Here is a 22,440-nt window from a genome sequence, read left to right as displayed (position 1 = left end):
CAATTGATTCTGGCGGTTTTTGCATACTTCACGCCCTTTGACGCAAGTAGCAGGCAAGCTGCAGCTGAAGGGCATCGTCTGTATTTTTCAAAGAAAGGTCCAGTGTTTCTTCAATCTTTTTCAATCGCTGGTACAACGTATTGATGTGTATGTGAAGCTTATTAGCGGCTTCTCCTGCTGAGCGATTACTTGCAAAGAATGTAAGAAGCGTTTGTTCCAATGTCCCGTCTGAGCGATCCGCATCACGCAGCGGATCAAATATATCGGTTATAAATTTATTCACTTCTTCTGTATTGCGGCTCGTAAACAATCGGCTAATGCCGATATCGGTATAACGAACAAGATGATGATTTCGCTGCCCTGCAATTGGATTGGTCAATGCGATTTCTGCTTCTCGATACGATTGTTCGATTTGACGCGGCTCTTGAACGAGTGAACCAATGCCACCGTGAAGCGCGTACTCCGAATCTTCCTTTGACCGGTTGACCACTAACTCCTCCAGCTTCTTCTCAAAAAATGACAACTCCGATAGTCCAGTCACTCCCGCGACCACAATCACTTTGTTTTGCCAACCGAATATCGTTTGTATGAATCCGCTGGCTGATGAACGCAGTTCCGCAATCAATCTGAATACGTGTGCTTCTAGCTGCTGGGGATCCGAGCATCCAGTCACTTGAAGCATCGCGACCGCAAATCCTTCCATATTCCGAATGCCAAGCGCTTCCACTTTCTCTTTCAAGACGTCAGGATTCGCTGCATGCAGCAATTCATCAAACAGTTCCCTCTGGGTTTTGTAGTAAAACGCTAATACATTTTGCTTTTGAACCCGCTCCAGTGCAAGCAGCACACTTCCTTGCTCAATTGCTAACTCGCCAATCCGCTCCAGCTTTTTCGAAGATGCGGAAATAAGACAGCCGAGAACAACAGATCCCGACCGAATCGGGTACAAAACGACATCCCCCGTCTCTGTAAGAATAATGGTCTTTGATATTCCTTCTAGCTGAATCTTCTCAAGCAGATTTTTGTAGGATATTCCCTGCGGCAGCTTAGCAGTTGAAGGGATCATTTCGTTAATCAATAAATCTGCGAATACCAAGGGCTGTCCCGCCATTTTGCTTAACTCATCAATCATTTTCTCCGTTCCCATATTTCGCACCGATAACTCGGTAAGTGTTGCGTGAATGGCATCCCGCTGTACTAATTTCTCATTTAATTCCCGAATGCTGGCGAACTGCTTAGCATTTCGGATTGCGATTCCGACCTGTGTCGTAAAGATTTGCAACAGCCACAAATCCCGTTCAGTCAGGAGTTGTTCTGAATTGATCTGCCCTAAATACATGACACATTCAATACGGTCGTCCACTACAATCGGATAGGCAATGACCGATCTAATATTGGTAATATCCTCGACTCTTCTCCCCCAGCGTTTCTTGTTTTCGGGAGAAATACGTTTAACTTTTTCGTAATGAAAGTCTTTCGGATCCGTAATTATAACTGGGGTTCCCCTTTCAAATGCATACCCCACCGGACCTTCTCCCAATTCAAATTCCATTAGTTGAATTTCTTCGAATCGATATCCTTCCGAGGCTTTACAGATGATTTTCTCACGAAGTTCATCGTACAGCCAAAGCGTTCCATAATCGGCATTCGTAATAACATCGAGTGTATGTGTCAAAATGTGCGAAAAGACTTCCTCCAAGTCCAGTGAAGCTGTCGTGTAGCGAATGCTGTCGACAATTCGCGCTAGCTTAGCACGTCCGGTTTCATCCGCATACTCCGAATAGCCTTTGTGCAAAAAGTCGAAGATCATCTCCAGTTCGATTTCATTTAAATCGGTATCTCCTTCTACTAATAAGACGACACGATATTCTTGTGAGTAAGTGAATTGAACAACACTTCTTCCTGCATCTTGTATGACTTCAATCGGTCTCTTATTTGTCCTTTTCGTTTTCGGAGGCATCATGTCGCCCGTGTTGACGAGTGGATAAAATTGCTGAAGCTCGTCTTTCACAATCCAAACCGAATAAGGAACAGTGATTCCGATCCGTTCTAATAAAGCTTCAATGGGTAATGACATTGCTTTCCCTCTTCCCTATATGGAACAATCTCTAATTATCTATTACTAACTATAGAGATTTCTACATTGAACTGTCAACTGAATTAACATACTATTTTAAGTAGGCAGAATTTTAATATGAAAACACTCGGAGGTGCCTCATGGATTTAGATAAAAGCATGATTGGAATATCCAGCAACCCTTATATTGCTGAAATCGACCGGGAGCATGTGACTCGCTTTGCGCAGGCAATCGGTGATGAGAATCCCCTTTATTTCGATGAAACCTATGCGAATGATACGGCTTATAAAGGCGTATCCGTGCCGCCCACATTTTTGGTTGCACTTGGCAGCAGCGTCGAGTTACCGCTAAAGCTGGATTTCAAACGGATGCTGCACGGTGAACAGGAATTCATCTACCACCAGCCTGTCCGCATTGGAGATCGCCTTGAATGCACGATGGCTGTGACTGACGTGTACGATCGCGTCGGGAAAAGCGGGACGATGCAGTTTCTTGTGCTCGATACGGAAATGAAAAAAGAAGATGGCGTTCTCGCGGCAGTCGCGCGCAACACGATTATCTACAGACCCGCACAAAAGGGGGGCAATTGAATGAAAGCGATTACAAAAATTCCTTTTTCTGAGCTGCACGTGGAGATGCAGCTTCCACCGCTTACGAAACCGCCTGTAACACGTGAACAACTTGTCCAGTATGCGCAAGCCTCCGGCGATTTGAATCCTCTCCATACAGATGATGAATTTGCGAAAAGCATCGGCATGGATGGTGTCATCGCACACGGCATGCTCATTATGGGGTTCCTTGGACAATACGTGCAGGAACTAGCTGGGACTGAATCTGTTGTCAGCAACTTTAATATGCGTTTTGGGGCTATGACAAAACCAGGGGATGTAATTACGTGCAGCGGTGTTGTGAAACAACTTACTGAATCTCATGGCGAGCGCATAGCTGTCCTTGAATTGATTGCAGAAAAAGCTCCTGGTGAAAAGGTTGGAACTGGATCTGCAGCACTTACTTGTAAAATCGAGCACGACTGACTAGGAGGTAGCATAGATGTCAACTTATTCAAATCAATGCGCAATCGTCGGTGTCGGCGAAAATCAGCGCTCCCGAAAATCAGGTACGACTCCCCTTCATATGGCGCTCACTGCGGCCCGAAATGCACTCACTGACGCGGGGTTAGAAGCAAAAGATCTCGATGGAATTATGAATTATTCCACTGGCGGAGATTCGTGTCCTTCACATGAACTCGCTACGTACCTGGGTTGTCACCCGAAGTATGTAAAAGACATTAGCGGCGGCGGCAGCAGTACGGAATTGCTGATTGCAGACGCGGTTGCATTAATTGAAGCAGGCATGTTAGAAACCGTCCTGATTTATCGCTCGATGAATGGAAGTTCGGGTGACAAAGTAGGACGCGGATATGACCCGGATATGCTTCAATCCATGCTCCCGGGCGGAAGTTTCATCATGCCGTATGGTTCCGCCAGTCCTACGCAATGGTTCGGGATGTTCGCGAATCGTCATATGCATGAAACCGGAATTACGAAAGAGCACTTAGGACATGTTTGTATCAGCTTCTACGAGCATGCACAACGCAATCCGAATGCATTTTTGAATGGAAAACCACTGGATATGGAAACGTATCTCGCAACGCCTGACATCAGTATGCCATTCAATATCCATGACTGCTGCGTGGAGTTGGATGAAGCGAATGCAATCATTGTAACTTCTGCGTCGAACGCGAAAAATTGTAAGTCTAAGCCTGTTTTCATTGCCGGCATGGCTCCGCGGACGACACATTCACATGTTCATTACTGGACGCAAGTGGACGAAGTTGCGGCTGATCACGCAGCAGCAGATCTGTACAAGTCCGCAGGCGTAAAACCCGAAGATATCCAAGTGGCTTCGATCTACGACTGCTTCAGCTGGGTCGTGATGCGCCAGCTTGAAGCGTATGGGTTTGCGAAACGCGGTGAAGTCGGTGATTTCGTTGCAGCCGGCAATTTAAAAATGGGTGGAAGTCTTCCTTCCAATACTGCGGGCGGCATGCTCTCTGAAGGCTATACACATGGCATGAACAACGTACTAGAGCTTGTCCGTCAATTACGGCATGACTATAAAGGTACAGATCGCCAAGTGAAGGATTGTGAGCTCGGAATTTCTACGGGCTGGGCCGGTCCTGATATCGCAGGTGCGATGATTTTACGAAACTAAAGGAGGCGTCTTGATGACTAAACAGACTGCATATGAAAAGCCGATTCCATTGAAAACCTTGGATAATCATGAGTATTGGGACGCCGCGGATCGACATGAGTTGAAGTTGCAAAAGTGTGCTGAGTGCAGCTCGTTCATTCATCCCCCTGGGCCGGCTTGTCCGACTTGTGGAAGTCCGGAAACGGAGTGGGAGTTGTTAGGTTCGGATATTTCAGCGACGGTGTATTCGTATATTGTGTCGTACCGACCGTTTTTACCGGGGTTCCAGCATGAGTTGCCGACTGTGATTACGGTTGCTGCCCTGGATGCTGCGCCTGATGTGAAGATTATGGCGAATATTATTGGGTGTGATCCGGCGGATGTTGAGATTGGCGTGCCATTGAAGATGACGTGGGTAGATGTTACGGATGACCGCGCGTTGCCGCAGTGGATGCTGGCTCGGAAATAATGGTTACTGATATCTCTCATTCTTTTAAAACATATGACTTGTCACACAAAATCCGGTGATTGAAGCAGAAGGCGGCGACTTCTGAGGGATTAGCGAAGATCGAAGACCCTGGACTGAGCTCAGCGAGGGAAGCGGCTAAGATCGAGCCCCTAGGAAAGCGTCCGCCTGCCGCGAAAATCAACACCGTCTATTATTCAGCTAAATTTGAAAGGGTGTGTCTCAATGGACTTTACATTTACGGAAAAAGAGGAGAAGTTTCGCGGGGAACTGCGTGGCTGGCTTGAGGTGAACTTGCCGAAAGGTTGGCTGCAAGGTGATCGGAAACTTCCTGAAGACAATGAACACTACTCAAAATCCCTCCGCGATTGGCAGCGAACATTATATGAAGGCGGCTGGGCAGCGATTTCGTGGCCGAAAGAATATGGCGGGCGTGATGCGACGCTCATGGAAGAAATCATTTATCACCAAGAAATGGTTCGCGTCAAGTCCCCTCCCCTTGTGAACTATATCGGGATTCACATGGTCGCACCGACCCTTATGCAAATGGGAACGGATGCGCAGAAGGATGAATTCATCGGAAAAATCTTAACGGGTGAGCAAGTTTGGAGCCAAGGGTATTCAGAACCGGGTGCCGGATCTGACCTGACGGCACTCCAAACAACCGCTGTGAAGAAAGATGGCAAATGGGTCATTAACGGACAAAAGGTTTGGACGAGTTTTGCGCATCTGGCAGACCGTTGTTTCCTACTCACGAAAACCAGCCAATCGGAAAAGAAACATGAAGGCATTACGGTGTTCCTGCTCGATATGGACCAGGAAGGCGTGGAGACTCGCCCGATCGTTCAAATGGATGGGCATCAGGAATTCAATGAAGTCTATTTGACCGATGCCATAGCGACTGACGAGGACATCGTCGGTGAAGAAGGCAAAGGATGGGCTGTCCTGATCGCGCTTATGCTGCATGAACGTTCTGGGATTGCGGCGCAAGTGTTTACGCTGGAGCAACAGTTCGACAGTGTCATTGAAATGGCGAAAACGATCCGTGTGAATGGCACTCCTCTTATCGAAGATCCATTTGTAGAAGACGGACTCGCTGACTTACACGCCCGCATTAACGGCGCGAAGCTGAATTATTATCGAAATATTACCCATACACTCAAAAACGGCAAGCCAGGGGCTGAAAGTTCGTTGGATAAACTCCTGGTGAGCGAGTTGACGAAAGAAGTTTTCGACTTTGCGATGACAATTCAAGGTCATGCAGGCGTACTAACCCATGACGACGCGTTGTTTGACGGAGAGATGCAGCGACAATATCTGGCATCATTCGGCGCAACAATCGGCGGCGGCACAAGTGAAGTGCAGCGCAACACGATTGGCGAACGCATTCTTGGATTGCCAAAAGACTTAGGACGATAACTGAACTGGAGAGGTGATTGATATGGATTTTGCATTAAGCGAAGAACAAGAGCTGTTTCGGACAGCGATTCGTAAATATATGAACAACCTTAACGGAACAGAAGCCGCTCGCGCTGTCATTGACGGCAAACTCGACGTCGTTAAAAGCGCCGCTTCAGGACTTGCGGAAATGGGCGTCACAGCGATTCCCGTTTCGGAAGAATCTGATGGTCTTGGCCTTGGCGCACTCGACTTAGTTCCCGTGTTTGAAGAAACCGGACGCGTGCTGCTGCCGGGTTCTCAGCTTGAGACACTCGCTCTTGCTGTTCCTTTACTTGAGTCTTTCGGAACACCTGCACAGAAAGCGGCCCGGCTGCCGAATGTTGCGTCAGGCGCAAGTACGATTTCTGTTGCTTGGTACGAAAAAGGCACGAGTCTCTTCCCTAACTCTTTCTGCTGTGTTGCAGCGAAAACGGAGAACGGCTATGCGTTGACGGGTACGAAAACGCTGGTTCCTGTCATTGGCGATCCAGATGTTTTTATCACAGGAGCACAAACAGCTGAAGGGAAATCTCTATTTCTTGTAAAAGCCAGCGACCTGTCATCAGTGCGGACGCTCTCTGTTGTGGACGAAACTCAGCAGCTTGCTGAAGTGACATTTGATGCTGCACCTGGTGAACTGCTGGGTGAACCTGGAAACGCCGCGGATATGTTGAAGCACGGACTTCTCCACTTCAACGCTGCGCTATGTTCGAGCATGGTTGGCGGAATGGATGAGCTGGTCAAAATGACAGCGGAGTATGCAAAAATCCGTGTTCAGTTCAATCAGCCAATTGGACGTTTCCAAGCGATTAAGCATGGGATTGTTAACATGAAGCTTGATCTGGAGACAGCACGCTCTCTTTCCTATTATGCAGCATGGGCTGTCGAAACAGATGCTGTGGATAAAGTCGCGGCTGTGCACAGTGCCCGGTCGTTCATCTCAAAAGCGTATATCAAGGCGGCTGGTGATTCGATTCAAATTCACGGAGGCATCGGGTTTACGGAAGAATTGGATGTGCAGCTGTTCTTGAAACGCGCTCGATATTATGAGAACTATTTCGGTTCCGTACGCGATTCACGTAAAGCGACGGCACATTCTCTTGGCTGGCACTCGGTTCCTGCTAAGCGTGATGCTGTTCCCGTTTCTTGAAGATAACTTGTTGATAACTTGTGAGTAAACAAGGCACAGTTAGTGGATACTTTGTTGATGAATTGTTAGTAACTTTTTATTGTGTGTGGATAAAGGCGTATAAACAGACAGCTAGTGTGTTGGAGGATGTGTTGGAGGTTAGGATCACTTTCCGTGATTTATGAGCGCATTCCAAGGGTTATGATCACTTCTCGTGTTTTATGAGCGCTTTCCATGAGTTATGATCACTTTCCGCGATTTATGAGCGCATTCCAAGGGTTATGATCACTTCCCGCGGTTTATGAGCGCATTCCGAGGGTTATGATCAATTCTCGTGTTTTATGAGCGCTTTTCATGAGTTATGATCACTTTCCGCGATTTATGAGCGCATTCCAAAGGTTATGATCACTTCTCGTGATTTATGAGCGCATTCCATGAGTTAGGATCACTTTCCGCGATTTATGAGCGCATTCCGAGGGTTAGGATCACTTCTCGTGTTTTATGAGCGCTTTCCATAAGTTATGATCACTTTCCGCGATTTATGAGCGCATTCCACAAATTGCGGAGACTTCCCTACAACACCAGAGGAATTCCAATAGAATCACAAATAAAAACACCTATATAAGGAGGAGAATGATGATGGCAGTGTCTACAGACTTGAAAGAGTATCAGAACCTGATTGGCGGAGAATTACGTACAGCTAAAGGCGGTGCACTTACAGATAGTATGGATCCTTCTACCGGAAAGGTATGGGCGCGGGTGCCTAAAAGTTCCAAGGAAGATGCCGTGACGGCAATTGAAGCGGCACGGAAGGCGTTCCCTGCGTGGAAAGCTTTGTCGGCTGGTGAGCGGGCTGCGTGTTTGCGTGATGCAGCTGAAGTTATCGCCTCTAATGGCGGAGAACTTGCTGGACTTGAAACGCAAGACAACGGATGGGTGATCCGGGAAACTTCGTATGGACTGATTCCTGTTTTACAGCAAGTTTGGCTGGATGCAGCGGGAAAAGCGACCGAAGCGAATCGGGGTCAAACCGTTCCTATGAGTCCCACAAGTCTCGGATATACATTGCGTGAGCCTTATGGGGTGGTTGTAGGGATTACACCATGGAATGCTCCACTCTTTACATTTTCAATTAAAGCAGCTTATGCACTTGCTGCAGGAAACACGGTTGTCATCAAACCATCTGAACAATCGGCGGTCTCTTCCCTTCATCTTGCTAACTTGCTGAAAGATGTTTTCCCTGAAGGCGTCCTCAACGTCATTTGCGGCCCGGGCTCTGAAATTGGAGACACGCTTGTCGAGCACCCGGATGTTGATAAAGTGAGTTTAACAGGTTCAGGCGGTACTGCCAGCTCCATCGCAAGAGCAACTGCTGGAAAGCCTAAGCCTTTAATTTTAGAGCTGGGTGGAAAGTCTGCCAATATCCTATTTGAAGATGCCGATATAGAAAAAGCAGTGGAGGCCATCAGTTCATATAGTATTTTCACTGGAAACTCGGGGCAGCTTTGCGTGGGAAGTTCACGTCTGCTCGTTCACCGGTCGATTATTGATCAGGTCGCTGAAGGCATTAAAAATTACCTTCAAAATCCAGAGTTGAAACAGTTTGGTTCGACGATGGATCCAACGACAACTACTGGCCCTATCGCAAACAAATCACAGTTTGAAAAAATACGTTCCTATATTCAGCTTGGTTTGGATGAAGGCGCGGAGCTCGTTTACGGCGGCCGCTCTGGCGGTTCTGAACTCATTCCAGATCGAAGCGACTTGGCGGACGGTTATTGGATCGAGCCTACTCTTCTTAAATCAGAGTCTAATATGTTAAGAGTTTGCCAGGAAGAGATTTTCGGCCCCGTTGCCGTCATGATTCCATTTGATACCGAAGAAGAAGCAATTGAATTGGCGAACGGCACTGAATTCGGACTGGCTGCCGGGGTTTGGACGAAAGATTTAGGTCGTGCCCACCGCATGGTTGCTTCACTTGAAGCAGGAAACGTATGGGTCAACACGTATGCACGAGTCGGTGTGGATTTACCATTCGGCGGTGTCAAGAGCAGTGGATTCGGGTCAGACTCTATTGAAGATTATTCACGCGAAAAAGCATGTGTTATTGAACTTTAATTTCCAATCTCGGTTGGTGTTCACGCCAATCGAGATACTTTAATTCAGAGGGATTGGGTCTATATTCGAGGGAGGCGGTGGTCAAATGAACGTTAAACTTTCAAAAAGAGAAAATTACGATCAAGATTTGCCAGAAGTACTCGACATTCCGAATGTGTCAGCAGGAGCCATCTTAAAAGGAAGCGTTAAGCAATACGGTCCTAAAGATGCTTACATTTATCGCGACACACGGATTACGTATGACCAGATTTACACAGAAGCAAAAAGGTTTGCAAATGCACTGCGTACGCTTGGCGTAGGACGCGGGATGACGGTGTCTACACACCTTCCTACATGTCCTCAATACGTAGCTGCGTATTATGGAATTATTTTATCCGGGGCTGCTTACTCCCCACTGAATCCATACTTGCCTGCCGGTGACTTGACGTATCAATTGAATGACTCTGAAACGAAAGTCGTCATTACGCACGAATCGGTGGCAAAGTCGATTCAGGAAGTACTTGCGGATACAGGTGTACAGCAAGTCATCATGACCGGTGAATCCGAGATCTATTCGAATGAGACTCCCGCAGATGTCTCAACTTTCGACGGATGGCACAGTTTTGCGGCACTGAAAGCTGCTGCGTCGGACGAAGAATTCGATCCTGGCATTGATCCGCAGGAAGACTTAGTGCACATCGCTTACACCGGCGGTACGACAGGAAGTCCGAAAGGCGTCATGATCACACATGCGAACTTAGTGAGCAATATTACACAAATTGCAGCGTGGACAGCTGGGGCATTGCCTGTGGTCGATGAGGATGGAGCCTTGCGTTTTGTTGCGGTAGATCAGGACAGGGAATCTTACAAGAAAAAGTATTTGATTCCCCTTGGGGAGGAGATTCGGTTAAGCCCTTCCCCGCTGTTCCATATTACCGGCGGAATCGGCATGATCGTTTCCCCTATGGCGCAAGGCGTAACGACACTATTACCGGATCGTTTTGTCCCTGCCCAGTTCTTAGAGTTAATGGAGAAATACAAAGTTTCTTCTATTAACGGAGCACCTGCTATGTGGAATGTGCTGCTGAATTTGCCGGGAATCGACTCGTATGATTTCTCTGCCATTCGCAACATCAGCTCTGGAGCTGCCCCGCTTTCTCAAAAAGAAATGGGCTTGCTGAAAGAAATGTTCCCGAATGCGCGTGTTGGGGAAGGCTACGGATTGACGGAAGCCACTGCATCTGTGGCTGGCAGTGTTATGATTTCGGGCGGAGTCCATAAAATTGGAACTGTTGGACTGCCTACGTATAATACGGAAATCAAAGTCGTTTCGCTTGATGGAATCAGTGAAGAACCTCTCCCTTCAGGCGAAAGCGGCGAGATTTGTATTAAAGGGCCGCAAGTGATGAAAGGTTATTTAAATAAACCCGAAGAAACTGCGGCGACGCTTCGCGGTGGCTGGCTGCATACCGGTGATATCGGAATTATCGATGAAGAAGGCTACCTGGCAATCGTGGATCGTAAAAAAGAAATGCTGATCTACAATGGATATAACGTATATCCCAGCCGGATCGAAGAAGTAATCGTCTCCCACCCTGCGGTGCAAAATGCGATTGTGATCGGGAAGCCTGTGGAAGGCGTTGGAGAGATTCCAAAAGCATTTGTCATTGTCAAACCTGGAAGCACGCTTAGCGTTGTAGAGTTGATGACCTACACGAACGAACGCGTCGTCCATTACTCTAAAGTGCGTGAACTTGAGTTCATGGAACAATTCCCAATGACGGCTGCCGGAAAGATTTCAAAGATCCATTTGAAAAAGATGGAACTTGAAAACCAATGATTGAGCGCGCTTCGCCCATGTGGCGAGGCGTTTTTCATCTTCCTTAATAAGCCATTATCCCTGTACAAGTTGTATATTATGCATAGTTCATATAAGGTATTTATGCCTATTGAAGTTTCAAAAACATATTTCCAGTTACGTAAATAGTTTCATTTGGCACTAGGATTAGTCAACTTTCCAGGTGTACGATTTAATTACATAAAATTATAAATTGCCAAATGGCCAGAGGAGAATAAGCATGAAGAAGTTATACGCACCTATTATTGCCGCTACATTCGCAGCTAGTACATTTTTGTCACCAATATCCATTGCATCAGCTTATGATAATTCGTCAAACCCAGGGAATCCTAACGGTTATGAAAACCCTTATTATAATGGAAACCAATCAGGATCAAATAACCCAAATGGACAAAATCCTGGATATGGAAGCGAGCAGCAAAACGGTGGAGACTACTCCAATAAGGGCGCTGAAAAGCAATTACTTTCAATTGATAAGCAATTAATGAAAGTAGAAGAGCTCATTGTCAAATACCAAAACAAATTCGAGAAAATGACATCTGATGATGATAACGACAGAGATCAGGACAAAGACAAAGATAAGAATAAAGACAAAGATAAAGACAAAGACAAAGATAAAGATAAAGACAAAGATAAAGATAAAGACAAAGACAAAGACAAAGATAAAGATAAAGATAAAGATAAAGACAAAGACAAAGATAAAGATAAAGACAAGGTTAAAGACCAAAATCAAGAACAACAACCCACCGAAGAGAATCCAGGCCTTGTTCTGCCTTTAAACGTTCCCAATGTGCCAGTTAAATCGCAGGAAGAGGATGCAGCTCCTTCTGAAAAACCGTTAACAGACAAGGAAAAAGAAAAGGCTGAGAAACAAGCTGAAAAAGAGAAAGAAAAAGCGGAAAAGCAAGCACAGAAAGATAAAGAAGAAGCTGAAAAACAAGCCGAACTAGACAAAGAAAAAGCGGAAGACGAACAGGAAAAGGCTGAAGAGGAAGCTGAGGACAAAGCTGAAAAAGAAGCGGATCTTGCTGAAGAACTTGAAGATGCAGTTGAAGAGTATAACGATTACACTGGTAAATTCACTTCTCTTAGCCATCGTTTAGATGGTATATCTCGTCAGTTAGATTCATTCGCAACACGTATTTCAGACCCGGCCTTACTCACTTCACGCTATGAACGCATTGAGCAATTGCGTCTGGACTTAACCGCTGCAACAGATAAAATAAACGGCATTCAAAACACTGTCATCGAGAAAATTAAGAATGAGCAGGATGCTGAAGTTAAACCAGAGGCACCCGTTGAAGATGCTTTCAAACCTTGGAACATTAAGTTCAGTAAACCATTAGATGAACAAGCAATTTCTGAATTGAATGTAGTAGTTGTTGATTCTGCTAATAATTTAATTGCAACTACTACCACATATGATCTTGCAACGAAATCCCTTGTCATTACACCACAGCAGGCATATAAAACAGGTGAGCGATATACGTTGTTTATCGACAAAGAGATTAAGAGCCATAATGGTAAAACGTTGAAGAAATCAATCAAGAAAACATTCTATGTGAAATAACCAAATGAAAACTCACCTTCCGCTAATATTGAAGGTGAGTTTTTTGACCTTTTCAACACCAAACTAGTTCAAATTGTTGGTTGCCGCCGATGTATTTCAGTAAAGCCTTATCCTCTTCGATCACTTGACCCAGGACATTCACTCTCTCATCTGCTGATAAATCGATTTTCGTCACTTGAAGCTCACCTTGATAACGTAAATAGCGCTCATTATCGACAGTGATTGTTCCTTTCGGCCGCGGTGCGCAATAGTGTGCAGGAACGGAACTTCCTGATTTCATTGCCGCAGGCCGGGATTCACTGGAACGAATGACATCCCGAGCGCTGTCCGGACGATTTGTATGGAGTGTCCCAGCCATTTTTAATGCTTTTGGGTCTGCTTGTTCAAATGACTTCGCGCGCAGTTGGATGATATTTTTCTGATATGCTTTAAATTGCGCTAGGCTTGTCTCACTTAAACCCGGGTCCCCGATGAGAACTTTATCGACATATGCCTCTTTCATCAGCTCTAAACTTGCTGCGAGCGGTGATACGTGCCGGTGTTTTTCAAGCGTAGGCAACGTCTCAAAGAGCGGACCTCTAAGTTGGCCATCTCCAGGTGCAAACGCCATAACACGCACACCTTCATCATGCAGCCAGCTGTTTCGTTGAATGAAATCAGCCAGATCCAGTGCCGTTTCCGGCCTCGGATAGAAGTTATGCCATGCTTCCGTCGCTTCCAGACGCAGCCCTTCAGCTTTCATCTCACTTAATTCTTCATGGGTCACCGTGCTCGCATTCAGCGCGATACGCATCACTTGTGACAATTCCGCGATCACTTTCGGAGAGATTCCGTAATCGAGACGCAATCCGCTAATTCCCCATTCGAGCAATCCTTCTGCTTGGTCCCATGTAAATCCAAGATTGTCGAGCGCACTGGGACTGACATCCACCATCAGCTCCATTCCTAGCTCTTGTGCTAACTTCCCAAGCTGTTGAACTTCATCCTTGTAGGCAGACGCATCATTTTCTGGAATATGCAGTGACGTGAAAATGGATTGAAAGCCCGCAGAATTCATCTCACGTAACCGTTTTTCGTGTTCTGTGAAGCTGACCGTTCCTAAATAGACCGACATGCCGAGCATCTCGTTCACCATCCTTTTCCCGTAACAAAAAGTAAGGCACTCATCCCCATTATCGCTAATGGAGACGAATGCTGTTTTCTGTTAAATATCGCGTGCCATTTCTTCTTTGAATCCAAATAGATAGGTGAACAAGAATCCGCCGCCATACGCGATTAGAAGTCCAAGGAAGTAGTACAAGTACTTGCCGTCATCGATGAGCGGAATGAGGGAAATTCCTGATACACCAATCCCTGTCGCTGCCGTGTGCATCACTGCTTGGAATGCGCCGCCGAGCGCTGCACCCATACAAGCGGTAATGAACGGGCGGCCGAGCGGCAATGTAACTCCGTAGAGCAGCGGTTCCCCAATTCCTAGGAATCCTACCGGCAATGCCCCTTTAATAATATTACGGAGACGATGGTTTTTCGTTTTCACGAAGATTGCCATTGCGGCACCCACTTGTCCGGCTCCAGCCATTGCTAGAATTGTCAGCAACGCGGTATTACCGAATGTGTTGATTAATTCCAAGTGGATTGGTGTGAGTCCATGATGCAATCCTACCATGACGAGCGGTAAGAAGAATCCTGCAAGGATAGCCCCGGCAAAAACTCCGCCTACATCAAGAACTGCTGTCAGTCCTTTTGTAATTCCATCAGCTAATAAGCCAGCAACCGGTACAATTGCATAAAGCGAGAAGAAGCCAACAGTAAGTACGGTAATCAGCGGAGTAAAGATGATATCAATCGCTGCCGGCATTACCTTACGCACATTCTTTTCAACAAATGTCATTAGGAATGCAGCAAAGATGACCCCAAATAACCCCCCGCGCCCGACAACTAACGGTTCACCATAAATCGTAATTTCTGCAAGGAATGGATTGAATAAGAACATACCGGCGATGGCGCCAAGCACAGGTGTTCCACCGAATTCTTTCGCTGTGTTCCAACCGACAATGACTGCCAAGTACGTGAAGACACTCGTTCCGAGAAGCAGCAAAATCTGCATCCATGTTTGGGTCGGATCGACACCTGCGTTTTTCGCAAAGTTCGCCGCTCCGTTAATAATTCCTGATGCAACGAGTCCCGGAATCAGAGGGATGAAAATGTTACCAATTCTTCTTAGGAAACTTTTGAACGGTGTCCGGTTTTTCTCTTTTCTGCGTTCGTTGTCAATCGCAGCACGTTCTTCAAATGTTAAGCTGTCATACTCGGGTTCTGACTCTTCCCCGATTCCAAGACCTGTCAGCTGACTCATTTCATCTGCAACCCGGTTCACAGTCCCGGGTCCGATGACGACCTGTAAAGTTTCGTCGACGACAACCCCCATGACACCTTCGACTTTTTTCAATGCCGCAATATCTGCTTTACTATCGTCTTTCAATGTTAGACGAAGCCGCGTCATACAGTGGGCGATTTTACGAATGTTATCTCTGCCGCCAACGTGTTCCAGTATGCCCGTCGCCATTTGCTGCTCTTTTCTCATCCTGCACCCTCCCTCTCTTAACTGCTAGTGAATGACTCAACAAAACCATTTTATGCTTGCTGCGTAGCTTTTCGAACAAACCCGCCTGTTGCTTGGATTCGTTCTTGCGCCTGTTCTCTTGAACAATCAAGTAAAATCATGACGGTCGCTGTTTTCACATGTTTTCCGGAAGCTTCATAGAAAGATGCTGCCGTTTCTAAATCAGCACCTGTTGCTTCCATGATGATGCGTTTTGAACGCTCCTGAAGCTTCAAGTTCGTCGCTTGAACGTCAATCATCAAGTTCTCGTATGCTTTGCCGATTCCAATCATCGCGGCAGTTGAAATCATATTGAGAACCATTTTCTGTGCGCTTCCTGCTTTTAATCGAGTGGACCCTGTTAATACTTCGGGGCCAGTTGCGAGTTCAATTACAATGTCAGCATGGCTGCTCATTTCAGCGCCTGCGTTACAGCTAATGCTCACTGTATGGGCAGCTGTTTCGCGTGCATAGTCCAGTGCACCAATCACATAAGGGGTTCTTCCGCTTGCCGCGATTCCAATGACGGTATCGGTTTCATTCATCTGAATATCCTTTAAATCTTGAACGCCCAGCTCGGGATCGTCTTCAGCGCCTTCTACAGCTTTTGTGAACGCTTTCAACCCTCCGGCTATTAAACCAACGACCATATCTGGTGAGACACCAAATGTCGGTACACATTCAACTGCATCCAAAATTCCAAGACGGCCGCTTGTTCCTGCCCCAACGTAAATCAGTCTTCCGCCTTTTTGAAACGAATCAATCACGGCATTTACTGTTTCTTCGATCTTCGGCAACTGTTGGTAAATCACCTCAATTACAGAGCCATCTTCTTTATTCATCGCTTTTAGCACATCTGTGACACTCATCGTGTCTAATGACATCGTATGTGCATTGCGTTGTTCCGTGCCCAATTTCTCAAGCATGCGCCCACTCCTTTCACCAATTCATTGGCTCTATTGTACGCTCTTGAGAAATTATAAGTCAATAGTTTATTACTAATATATGAAATGTAATTTCATTTTATGCAAAATTCATTACCTTCTCAATTTCACCGCCTGTTCCCGCGCGTTCTGGTATCGATCGATGATAGACTCGCCCATTTGGTTCACGAGACTGATATATAAGCTATCAATAACGGTCAGCTGTGTCATGCGTGACGTAATACTGCCAACGCGAAAATCCTTCTCGACATTCGGTGTTGCCAGTTGAATATCCGACTCCTTTGAGAGAGGGGATTTGTTCAGATTGGTAATGCTAATGAGCGTAGCCCCCTGTTTCTTCGCAAACCGCGCCAGTTCAACGACGTCTTTCGTTTCACCAGACATACTGATGGCTACAAAAATATCGTTCTCGCTCAAAAATGGGATTACCGACAGCATGTAATGAAAGTCTGCATGATATTCCACTTGGTAACCGAGTTTCGCAAATTTAAATTGAGCATCCATCGCTGCAATCGCCGACCCGCCTACTCCGTAAAACAAAATACGATGCGCCGATTGAAACGCTTTGACTGCCTTTTCAAGTTCTTTCTTTTCAATAGAAGCAAGCAGCAAATCGATCGCCCCGCGGTTGACATGGACCACTTTTTGAAACAATTCATAAGGAGAGTCTTTCTTCTGTGTGATTGAAAAATCCGTTATGTACTCTTCCGTGGTTGCAAGCTCCTGTGCCAATAAAATCTTGAACGCCTTGAAGCTGGCAATCCCTACAGACTTTGTAAAGCGCACGACAGATGCTTCACTGACGTCCGTCTTCGCCGCCAATTCCTTAGTCGTCATGGTCGGAATCAGTTCTGCGTTGTTCAGGATATATTCTGCGATTCTAAGCTCTGTTTTCGAGAACCGGTTCAATTGCCCTCTAATTTGTCCCAGCATCTAATTCCCCTCCTACTCTATTCCTTTCATTATGAACGAAGTGAGAGTCTTTTGACAATGTTCAATCGAAAGTTTCGAAGTTTTCGGAGGTGTGATTAGGGATAGCGCCATCCACTGCCAGCTGCCCATTTTCCATTCTCCGACAGTTCTTAAGGTTTGTACGACATGTGGAAACCTTTCTTCGTCAGTGAACGAATCTTCTCCATCACAACGCGCGATTTCTCCGACACTTAGCGAAGTTTCTCGATAACGGAACACAATTCAACCGCGTTAAGGGATTAATTGGTAGCGCTTCGCGCGTTAGGGACGGGCATTCTTGATGCGCGAGTGGAATCGGCCAGATCGCAGAGAAAATCGGCCATGTGGCGAAAACAATCGGCCACTCTTCATGATAAATCGGCCATATCCAGCAAACTATCAGCCACGTAGAAGAATCTATCGGCCAGCGCACACAATCCACCGATTCATCCAACAATTTGTCTTCCCATCCATTTGGAAACCTTGTATAATTGTCTTAAAATTCAAGACTTGAATGGAGCGCTTACGATGAAGAAAATTGGAGCGGTGTTAACTGCAGCCGTATTAACTTTAGGAGTCGCAGCCATACCGGCACAGCCTGCAGATGCGGCACCAGCAAAATTTAAAAATTGCACAATGCTGAATCAAACCTACAAGGGCGGAGTATCGATGAATGCCACGGTGCGCAATAAAGGCGGGAAAACTAAATATGCACCGACTGTCAACGCTGCAATTTATAACAGTCACACTAAATTAGATCGTGACAAAGACGGCATCGCCTGCGAACGTTAAGCTCTACAAACAATAGAGGGGAGCACATTGACGAGTAAAAACTCTTTTCAATTGGATACCTTGTCTATGTAGTTGCTCTGGCTTGTGCTTATTTCATCATAGAACCACAGAACATCTTGGCTCCTATATTGACGCTTACGTTGTTATTCGGCACCTATCAGATTTATATTTGTGTTATTCATCCAAAGCGGCGACTTAAATCCGAACAGTAAAAGAAGCACCCTCCACTATTTTTCTGGAGGATGCTTCTTTTCATTTGATTTGCCTCATTTGAGCCACACCCGCAATAATTACGGTACCCATCAGCACAAGTATTATAAGGAAAACATATAAGCTCATGGCAATTGAGTCACCGAGTGCTGCACGGACAATTTCCCATTGAATGTAACCTATTAATAGGAGTGAGAGGTTTTTAACCCGGTTCAACAGCTCCCGACTGGCTTGATAAAACCTTTTCGCGTTTGCTTGAGTTAAACGTTTAGGATAGTTATGCGCTTCAGGATAACGCTCTAATCCCTCCAGCAGTGCAAACATCCCTAAACCAATCATCGGCAGCAGCAATAGAAACCATTTTGAGCCGAAGTTATCCACTTCGCCCGCTAAGTTAAAGTGGATGGGTACTTCATCCGGCAACTTCCCCCATTGAAAAACGGTATAGAAAATGACGGCGAGGAAAAGGCCCGCAGCGACCACGTCACAAACTCGATCTATTTTTGTTTTGCGGGTTTCTACACGTTGAATCGGCTTTTGCATGTCCTCCACTTCCTTTTCATATCAAGTCTGTTTCCTATTCTACGAAAAGGGATGCTGAAGGTTTCAACTACCCTCCCATACAAAAAAACCGCTCTCACAATTACGCTCGGGCCGCCTTCATTTTCACTAGTATTCTTCAATCCAGCCATCCTTTTTCCCGACAAATCACAAGCGCTTCCACTTTGTTTTTTGCACCGACCTTCTGCAGGATTTCGGACAAATAGTTCCGGACTGTCCCTGGCGATAAATACAGCTCCGTTCCAATTTCCTTGGATGTAAGGCCATTCGCTGCGTGGCTCAGCAATTCTTGTTCCCGTTTTGTTAATGGATTTTCATTCGAAAAATGTCCCATCACAAGTTCTGAAGAATATTCACGTTTCCCTTGCATCACCTCTCTGATTGCATGTGAGAGTTCTTCAATGGAACCGTCTTTTAACAAATAGCCTCTGACATCCGACCGAAGTGCACGTTCAAAGTATCCAGGCCGCGCAAAGGTCGTCAAAATAACAACTTTGCAAGAAGAGTCCGCTGCTTTTAATTGATCCGCAACATCTAATCCACTCATCTTTGGCATTTCAATATCCAGAATACATACATCCGGTTTCAGTTGTTGAATTAATCGTAATGCTTCTTCTCCATCTTGTGCTTGCCCAATCACGGTTAGATCCTCTTCAAAATCGAGCAGCGTGCCGAGTGCGCCGCGTAAGATTTTTTGGTCTTCTGCAATCAAGAGTGAAATCATCCAGTTTCTCCCCCTTTCGTTGTAATGGGAAGTGGAACAATCAGCTTAAACTGAGTACCCGATTGGTCTTGAATTGACAGAGTGCCTTCCACTAATGCCAGCCGTTCAACGATGCCGTTCAGGCCGTTCCCATAATGAGCCCCCATCATGCCAATTCCGTTGTCCTTGATGCTCGTTACCAAGCCGCCATCTGTTTCCTGAATCGATACGAAACACGTTGAAGCCTCGCTATGCCGGACAATATTTGTTGCCAGCTCCCGAATGCACATTCCAATAATCGTTTGCTTGAGTGGAGCCAGTTCTGGAAGGGGTTCAGGAAGTTCCGTCTTCAGCTCGATAGAAGCAGCAGAAAGAATTTCCTGCATCTGTATCAGCTCCTCTGCAACGGAACTCCCTCTCATGTCGCTCACTAATTCTCTTACTTGCTTTAAAGCTGAACGCGATGTATTTTCAATTCCCTTCGCTTCTTCTAAGACCCTTTCAGAATCGTTTCGAACGCGCTGGACCACCTGGCTTTTCAATGTTATTAATGACAGCGTATGTCCGAGCGTATCATGGAGATCCCGCGCGATTCGTACACGCTCTTCTTGCCGGCTCAATTCACGGATTTGTTCATTCGCAGCATCCAATTTTTCTTCAAGTCTGCTGCGTTCCGCGCTGTTGCGGACAGCGATAGGCGTGAGTGCCATTACTATAATGAATGGAAAAACCCCTATCCCTGTTTCCATTCCATATTCATCCACCAGCAACAGGCCGTAGAGGACCAGACTGCTTGTGAACACACTTACCGATTTTTTAAATAGACGTTTGTCTCCAATCCATCCAATGAAATTCGATATATAAAAAGCCAATATCAGATTATAAGGTTGGTAGAACCAAGCCAAAGCCAGAATGAGAACGAAGAGGATTGCAGACCAAATAATCAGCCTTGCATCCAGCACCGCTCGATAAGCTTCACGGTAAGCGACGACAAATATTGCTAACAGAACTACTCCAAGCATCCGTTTCGTGCCGGTTTCCGACAATACATGAAATAATGGGATTGCCAAATATGCAAGAAACACGTATGGAATCCAGCCGAATCGTCTTGGAAATAATTCAAATGATTTCATCTGCTAGATCGCCTCCTGCAACCGCCTTCGTTGAATTGATAGTACCATGAAAACAATCGTATAAGCGATCAAAATCAGGATCCCCCCTAGATTAGGGACATCTCCGCGTATAATCGACCAAGCGCCAGCTCCATACTGATAAGATGGTAACCAAGATGCCATTTTCTGCAGCAGTCCAGGAAGTGATTCTATCGGCATCCAAATCCCTCCCATCACTGCAAGCGTCAAATAGATCAGGTTGCTAATCCCCGATGCTGTGTCGGACTTCTTCATCGTACCGATTAAACTTCCCAGGGCTAGAAACGGGATTGCTCCCAGCAAAATCCATACACCTGCTGTGACCCATTCGATAGCAGGCATCGAAATCCCGTTGATCAGTCCCCCGCTTGCGAAGATTACTATAATGATAACGGCATGCACTGCTGTTTGCCCCGCCATTTTTGCAATGAAATAAACAGCTCCGGATACGGGGGTTGTTCTTAAATACATTGTCCATCCCTGATTCCGTTCCTGAACAAGACGGAGTCCAAGTGTCATAATTGAACTTCCCATCACACTGAACGCGGTCATTGACATGAGAAAGTGTTTCTCCCACAATTCGGGGTCGCCTACATTCTGTATCATGATTTTCGTATATAACACATAAAACACAATCGGGATGAGAAGCGACCAAAAAATGAAATACTGATTTCTGAAAACACGCAATGCCTCGACCCGGCATTCATTCCATAAAGTCTTCAATCAGCTCACCTCCCGACGGTTAGTCAGCTGATTATATGCATCTTCTACTGTTCCTTTAGTTATTGTCACATCACTCATTTCAAGATTAAGTGTATATAAGATTTTCAAAATAGAATCAGGATTTTCAGTGAAAACTATCACTTTCTTACCATCTACATGAACATCCAAAACGCCAGCTTCTTGAAAAAACCCTGGGTGCTGCGGCTCGTTCGTTGTGAATGTTATCCGCTGCCTAGCCAGCTTCTTTTTCATCATTGCCGGCGTTTCATCTTCCATCAGCTCGCCGTGATTGATCATCAAAACCCGGGTCGCTGCAACCTCCACTTCCTCCAAATAATGGGTAGTAAAAATGATGGTTGTGCCGCGTTCTGCAAGTTCCCCAATCGATTTCCAAAACTTTTTCCGTGCAATGGCATCCATGCCGGCAGTTGGCTCATCCAAAAATAGCATATCTGGGTTACCAGCCAGCGCCAGAGCGAAACTGACACGCTGTTTTTGGCCGCCCGTCAACTTTTCAGTGCGCATATTCAGTGAGTTTTCATCTAGCCCAGTTAGCTTAGTCAACTGTTCTATTGAGAGCGGTCGTGGATAATACCCTCGAACCAATTGAAGGATTTCTTTGACGGTGACTGTATCCAGCAACCTGACTTCCTGTAACATGACACCTGTCCGTTCCCGAACTGCCTTCATATTTGGATGCTTTCCTGAAATAGTAATCCTCCCTGCTGAAGGTTCCAGCAGACCAAGAAGCATCTGGATTGTTGTGCTTTTCCCCGCTCCATTCGGTCCTAATAACGCCACCACTTCTCCTTTATCAATCTGAAAAGTTAAGCCCTTTACAGCCACCTTTCCTTTAAATGATTTTTCCACTCCCACACAATCAATGATTGTTGTCATGCGCTCACTCCTTTGACTTTATCGTACTGAAAGTCGTGAGCGAGTTGCAGTCCATTCTGTCATCAGTTCTCATGAC

At 45.9% G+C, this 22,440-nt stretch carries 20 protein-coding genes; 10 read left to right on the top strand and 10 right to left on the bottom strand.

Annotated elements, in window-relative coordinates:
- Window positions 1-28: 28 nt before the first annotated feature.
- A complete protein-coding gene (locus tag PGH26_RS02840) occupies window positions 29-2,077 on the bottom strand; it encodes a helix-turn-helix domain-containing protein (RefSeq protein ID WP_323692522.1) in 2,049 nt (682 codons plus the stop codon).
- Window positions 2,078-2,217: 140 nt separating this feature from the next.
- On the opposite strand from PGH26_RS02840, the gene PGH26_RS02835 reads away from it, so the two are divergent.
- From PGH26_RS02835 to PGH26_RS02795, 9 genes are all read left to right on the top strand, one after another.
- Window positions 2,218-2,667 carry a MaoC family dehydratase N-terminal domain-containing protein gene (locus PGH26_RS02835; protein ID WP_323692521.1) on the top strand — a complete coding sequence of 150 codons (450 nt, stop codon included), beginning with the start codon at window positions 2,218-2,220 and terminating at the stop codon, window positions 2,665-2,667.
- Entirely contained in the window at window positions 2,668-3,111 is a 444-nt protein-coding gene (locus tag PGH26_RS02830; RefSeq protein WP_323692520.1) for a MaoC/PaaZ C-terminal domain-containing protein, read from the top strand.
- A 16-nt stretch (window positions 3,112-3,127) separates the two neighbouring features.
- Window positions 3,128-4,291 (top strand): thiolase C-terminal domain-containing protein, encoded by a 1,164-nt coding sequence (locus PGH26_RS02825; protein WP_323692519.1) that lies wholly within the window; start codon window positions 3,128-3,130, stop codon window positions 4,289-4,291.
- A gap of 13 nt (window positions 4,292-4,304) precedes the next feature.
- Complete coding sequence (locus tag PGH26_RS02820; RefSeq protein ID WP_323692518.1) at window positions 4,305-4,739, top strand: Zn-ribbon domain-containing OB-fold protein; 435 nt, start codon at window positions 4,305-4,307, stop codon at window positions 4,737-4,739.
- Between the two features lie 222 nt (window positions 4,740-4,961).
- Window positions 4,962-6,155, top strand: a complete 1,194-nt coding sequence (locus PGH26_RS02815) for an acyl-CoA dehydrogenase family protein (RefSeq protein ID WP_323692517.1) — start codon at window positions 4,962-4,964, stop codon at window positions 6,153-6,155.
- A 22-nt stretch (window positions 6,156-6,177) separates the two neighbouring features.
- A complete protein-coding gene (locus PGH26_RS02810; RefSeq protein WP_323692516.1) occupies window positions 6,178-7,326 on the top strand; it encodes an acyl-CoA dehydrogenase family protein in 1,149 nt (382 codons plus the stop codon).
- A 618-nt stretch (window positions 7,327-7,944) separates the two neighbouring features.
- Window positions 7,945-9,423, top strand: a complete 1,479-nt coding sequence (locus tag PGH26_RS02805; RefSeq protein ID WP_323692515.1) for an aldehyde dehydrogenase family protein — start codon at window positions 7,945-7,947, stop codon at window positions 9,421-9,423.
- A gap of 85 nt (window positions 9,424-9,508) precedes the next feature.
- Window positions 9,509-11,242 (top strand): AMP-binding protein, encoded by a 1,734-nt coding sequence (locus tag PGH26_RS02800; RefSeq protein WP_323692514.1) that lies wholly within the window; start codon window positions 9,509-9,511, stop codon window positions 11,240-11,242.
- 238 nt (window positions 11,243-11,480) lie between these two features.
- Complete coding sequence (locus PGH26_RS02795) at window positions 11,481-12,830, top strand: Ig-like domain-containing domain (protein ID WP_323692513.1); 1,350 nt, start codon at window positions 11,481-11,483, stop codon at window positions 12,828-12,830.
- 52 nt (window positions 12,831-12,882) lie between these two features.
- Here the strand turns inward: PGH26_RS02795 and PGH26_RS02790 are convergent, their stop codons facing one another.
- From PGH26_RS02790 to PGH26_RS02775, 4 genes are all read right to left on the bottom strand, one after another.
- On the bottom strand, window positions 12,883-13,953 hold the full coding sequence (locus tag PGH26_RS02790) for a DUF871 domain-containing protein (protein ID WP_323692512.1): 1,071 nt from the start codon (window positions 13,951-13,953) through the stop codon (window positions 12,883-12,885).
- Between the two features lie 81 nt (window positions 13,954-14,034).
- The gene (locus tag PGH26_RS02785) at window positions 14,035-15,414 is read right to left on the bottom strand and encodes a PTS transporter subunit EIIC (RefSeq protein ID WP_323692511.1); all 1,380 of its coding nucleotides are present in this window, start codon (window positions 15,412-15,414) and stop codon (window positions 14,035-14,037) included.
- Between the two features lie 50 nt (window positions 15,415-15,464).
- Window positions 15,465-16,358: an N-acetylmuramic acid 6-phosphate etherase gene (murQ, locus tag PGH26_RS02780; protein ID WP_323692510.1), complete on the bottom strand. Its 894-nt coding sequence runs from the start codon at window positions 16,356-16,358 to the stop codon at window positions 15,465-15,467.
- 111 nt (window positions 16,359-16,469) lie between these two features.
- The gene (locus PGH26_RS02775; protein WP_323692509.1) at window positions 16,470-17,309 is read right to left on the bottom strand and encodes a MurR/RpiR family transcriptional regulator; all 840 of its coding nucleotides are present in this window, start codon (window positions 17,307-17,309) and stop codon (window positions 16,470-16,472) included.
- Between the two features lie 546 nt (window positions 17,310-17,855).
- Between PGH26_RS02775 and PGH26_RS02770 the strand changes: the two genes are divergently transcribed.
- On the top strand, window positions 17,856-18,119 hold the full coding sequence (locus PGH26_RS02770) for an excalibur calcium-binding domain-containing protein (RefSeq protein ID WP_323692508.1): 264 nt from the start codon (window positions 17,856-17,858) through the stop codon (window positions 18,117-18,119).
- Window positions 18,120-18,371: 252 nt separating this feature from the next.
- On the opposite strand, the gene PGH26_RS02765 is transcribed toward PGH26_RS02770, so the two are convergent.
- The 5 genes from PGH26_RS02765 to PGH26_RS02745 all read right to left on the bottom strand — a co-directional run bounded on the left by PGH26_RS02765 (window position 18,372) and on the right by PGH26_RS02745 (window position 22,364).
- Complete coding sequence (locus PGH26_RS02765; protein ID WP_323692507.1) at window positions 18,372-18,872, bottom strand: DUF1648 domain-containing protein; 501 nt, start codon at window positions 18,870-18,872, stop codon at window positions 18,372-18,374.
- Window positions 18,873-19,008: 136 nt separating this feature from the next.
- Window positions 19,009-19,614 (bottom strand): response regulator transcription factor, encoded by a 606-nt coding sequence (locus PGH26_RS02760; RefSeq protein ID WP_323692506.1) that lies wholly within the window; start codon window positions 19,612-19,614, stop codon window positions 19,009-19,011.
- Entirely contained in the window at window positions 19,611-20,726 is a 1,116-nt protein-coding gene (locus PGH26_RS02755) for a sensor histidine kinase (RefSeq protein WP_323692505.1), read from the bottom strand. The genes PGH26_RS02760 and PGH26_RS02755 overlap by 4 nt, the downstream gene beginning before the upstream one ends.
- A gap of 3 nt (window positions 20,727-20,729) precedes the next feature.
- Window positions 20,730-21,467 (bottom strand): ABC transporter permease, encoded by a 738-nt coding sequence (locus PGH26_RS02750; RefSeq protein WP_323692504.1) that lies wholly within the window; start codon window positions 21,465-21,467, stop codon window positions 20,730-20,732.
- Window positions 21,468-22,364, bottom strand: a complete 897-nt coding sequence (locus PGH26_RS02745; RefSeq protein ID WP_323692503.1) for an ABC transporter ATP-binding protein — start codon at window positions 22,362-22,364, stop codon at window positions 21,468-21,470. It abuts the gene before it with no gap.
- Between the last annotated feature and the right edge of the window lie 76 nt (window positions 22,365-22,440).

It is taken from the genome of Sporosarcina jeotgali, assembly GCF_033304595.1.
Classification (GTDB): domain Bacteria; phylum Bacillota; class Bacilli; order Bacillales_A; family Planococcaceae; genus Sporosarcina; species Sporosarcina jeotgali.
Note: the sequence above shows the minus strand (reverse complement) of the source record. Positions and strands in the feature narration are given on the sequence as shown.

Excerpts from the sequence above, each read along its gene's own strand:
- PGH26_RS02785 (WP_323692511.1), bottom strand. The coding sequence starts at position 15,414 with ATGAGAAAAGAGCAGCAAATGGCGACGGGCATACTGGAACACGTTGGC.
- PGH26_RS02825 (WP_323692519.1), top strand. The coding sequence starts at position 3,128 with ATGTCAACTTATTCAAATCAATGCGCAATCGTCGGTGTCGGCGAAAAT.
- PGH26_RS02835 (WP_323692521.1), top strand. The coding sequence starts at position 2,218 with ATGGATTTAGATAAAAGCATGATTGGAATATCCAGCAACCCTTATATT.
- murQ (WP_323692510.1), bottom strand. The coding sequence starts at position 16,358 with ATGCTTGAGAAATTGGGCACGGAACAACGCAATGCACATACGATGTCA.
- PGH26_RS02775 (WP_323692509.1), bottom strand. The coding sequence starts at position 17,309 with ATGCTGGGACAAATTAGAGGGCAATTGAACCGGTTCTCGAAAACAGAG.
- PGH26_RS02820 (WP_323692518.1), top strand. The coding sequence starts at position 4,305 with ATGACTAAACAGACTGCATATGAAAAGCCGATTCCATTGAAAACCTTG.
- PGH26_RS02815 (WP_323692517.1), top strand. The coding sequence starts at position 4,962 with ATGGACTTTACATTTACGGAAAAAGAGGAGAAGTTTCGCGGGGAACTG.
- PGH26_RS02805 (WP_323692515.1), top strand. The coding sequence starts at position 7,945 with ATGGCAGTGTCTACAGACTTGAAAGAGTATCAGAACCTGATTGGCGGA.
- PGH26_RS02840 (WP_323692522.1), bottom strand. The coding sequence starts at position 2,077 with ATGTCATTACCCATTGAAGCTTTATTAGAACGGATCGGAATCACTGTT.
- PGH26_RS02755 (WP_323692505.1), bottom strand. The coding sequence starts at position 20,726 with ATGAAATCATTTGAATTATTTCCAAGACGATTCGGCTGGATTCCATAC.
- PGH26_RS02760 (WP_323692506.1), bottom strand. The coding sequence starts at position 19,614 with ATGATTTCACTCTTGATTGCAGAAGACCAAAAAATCTTACGCGGCGCA.
- PGH26_RS02830 (WP_323692520.1), top strand. The coding sequence starts at position 2,668 with ATGAAAGCGATTACAAAAATTCCTTTTTCTGAGCTGCACGTGGAGATG.
- PGH26_RS02765 (WP_323692507.1), bottom strand. The coding sequence starts at position 18,872 with ATGCAAAAGCCGATTCAACGTGTAGAAACCCGCAAAACAAAAATAGAT.
- PGH26_RS02810 (WP_323692516.1), top strand. The coding sequence starts at position 6,178 with ATGGATTTTGCATTAAGCGAAGAACAAGAGCTGTTTCGGACAGCGATT.
- PGH26_RS02790 (WP_323692512.1), bottom strand. The coding sequence starts at position 13,953 with ATGCTCGGCATGTCGGTCTATTTAGGAACGGTCAGCTTCACAGAACAC.
- PGH26_RS02795 (WP_323692513.1), top strand. The coding sequence starts at position 11,481 with ATGAAGAAGTTATACGCACCTATTATTGCCGCTACATTCGCAGCTAGT.
- PGH26_RS02770 (WP_323692508.1), top strand. The coding sequence starts at position 17,856 with ATGAAGAAAATTGGAGCGGTGTTAACTGCAGCCGTATTAACTTTAGGA.
- PGH26_RS02745 (WP_323692503.1), bottom strand. The coding sequence starts at position 22,364 with ATGACAACAATCATTGATTGTGTGGGAGTGGAAAAATCATTTAAAGGA.
- PGH26_RS02800 (WP_323692514.1), top strand. The coding sequence starts at position 9,509 with ATGAACGTTAAACTTTCAAAAAGAGAAAATTACGATCAAGATTTGCCA.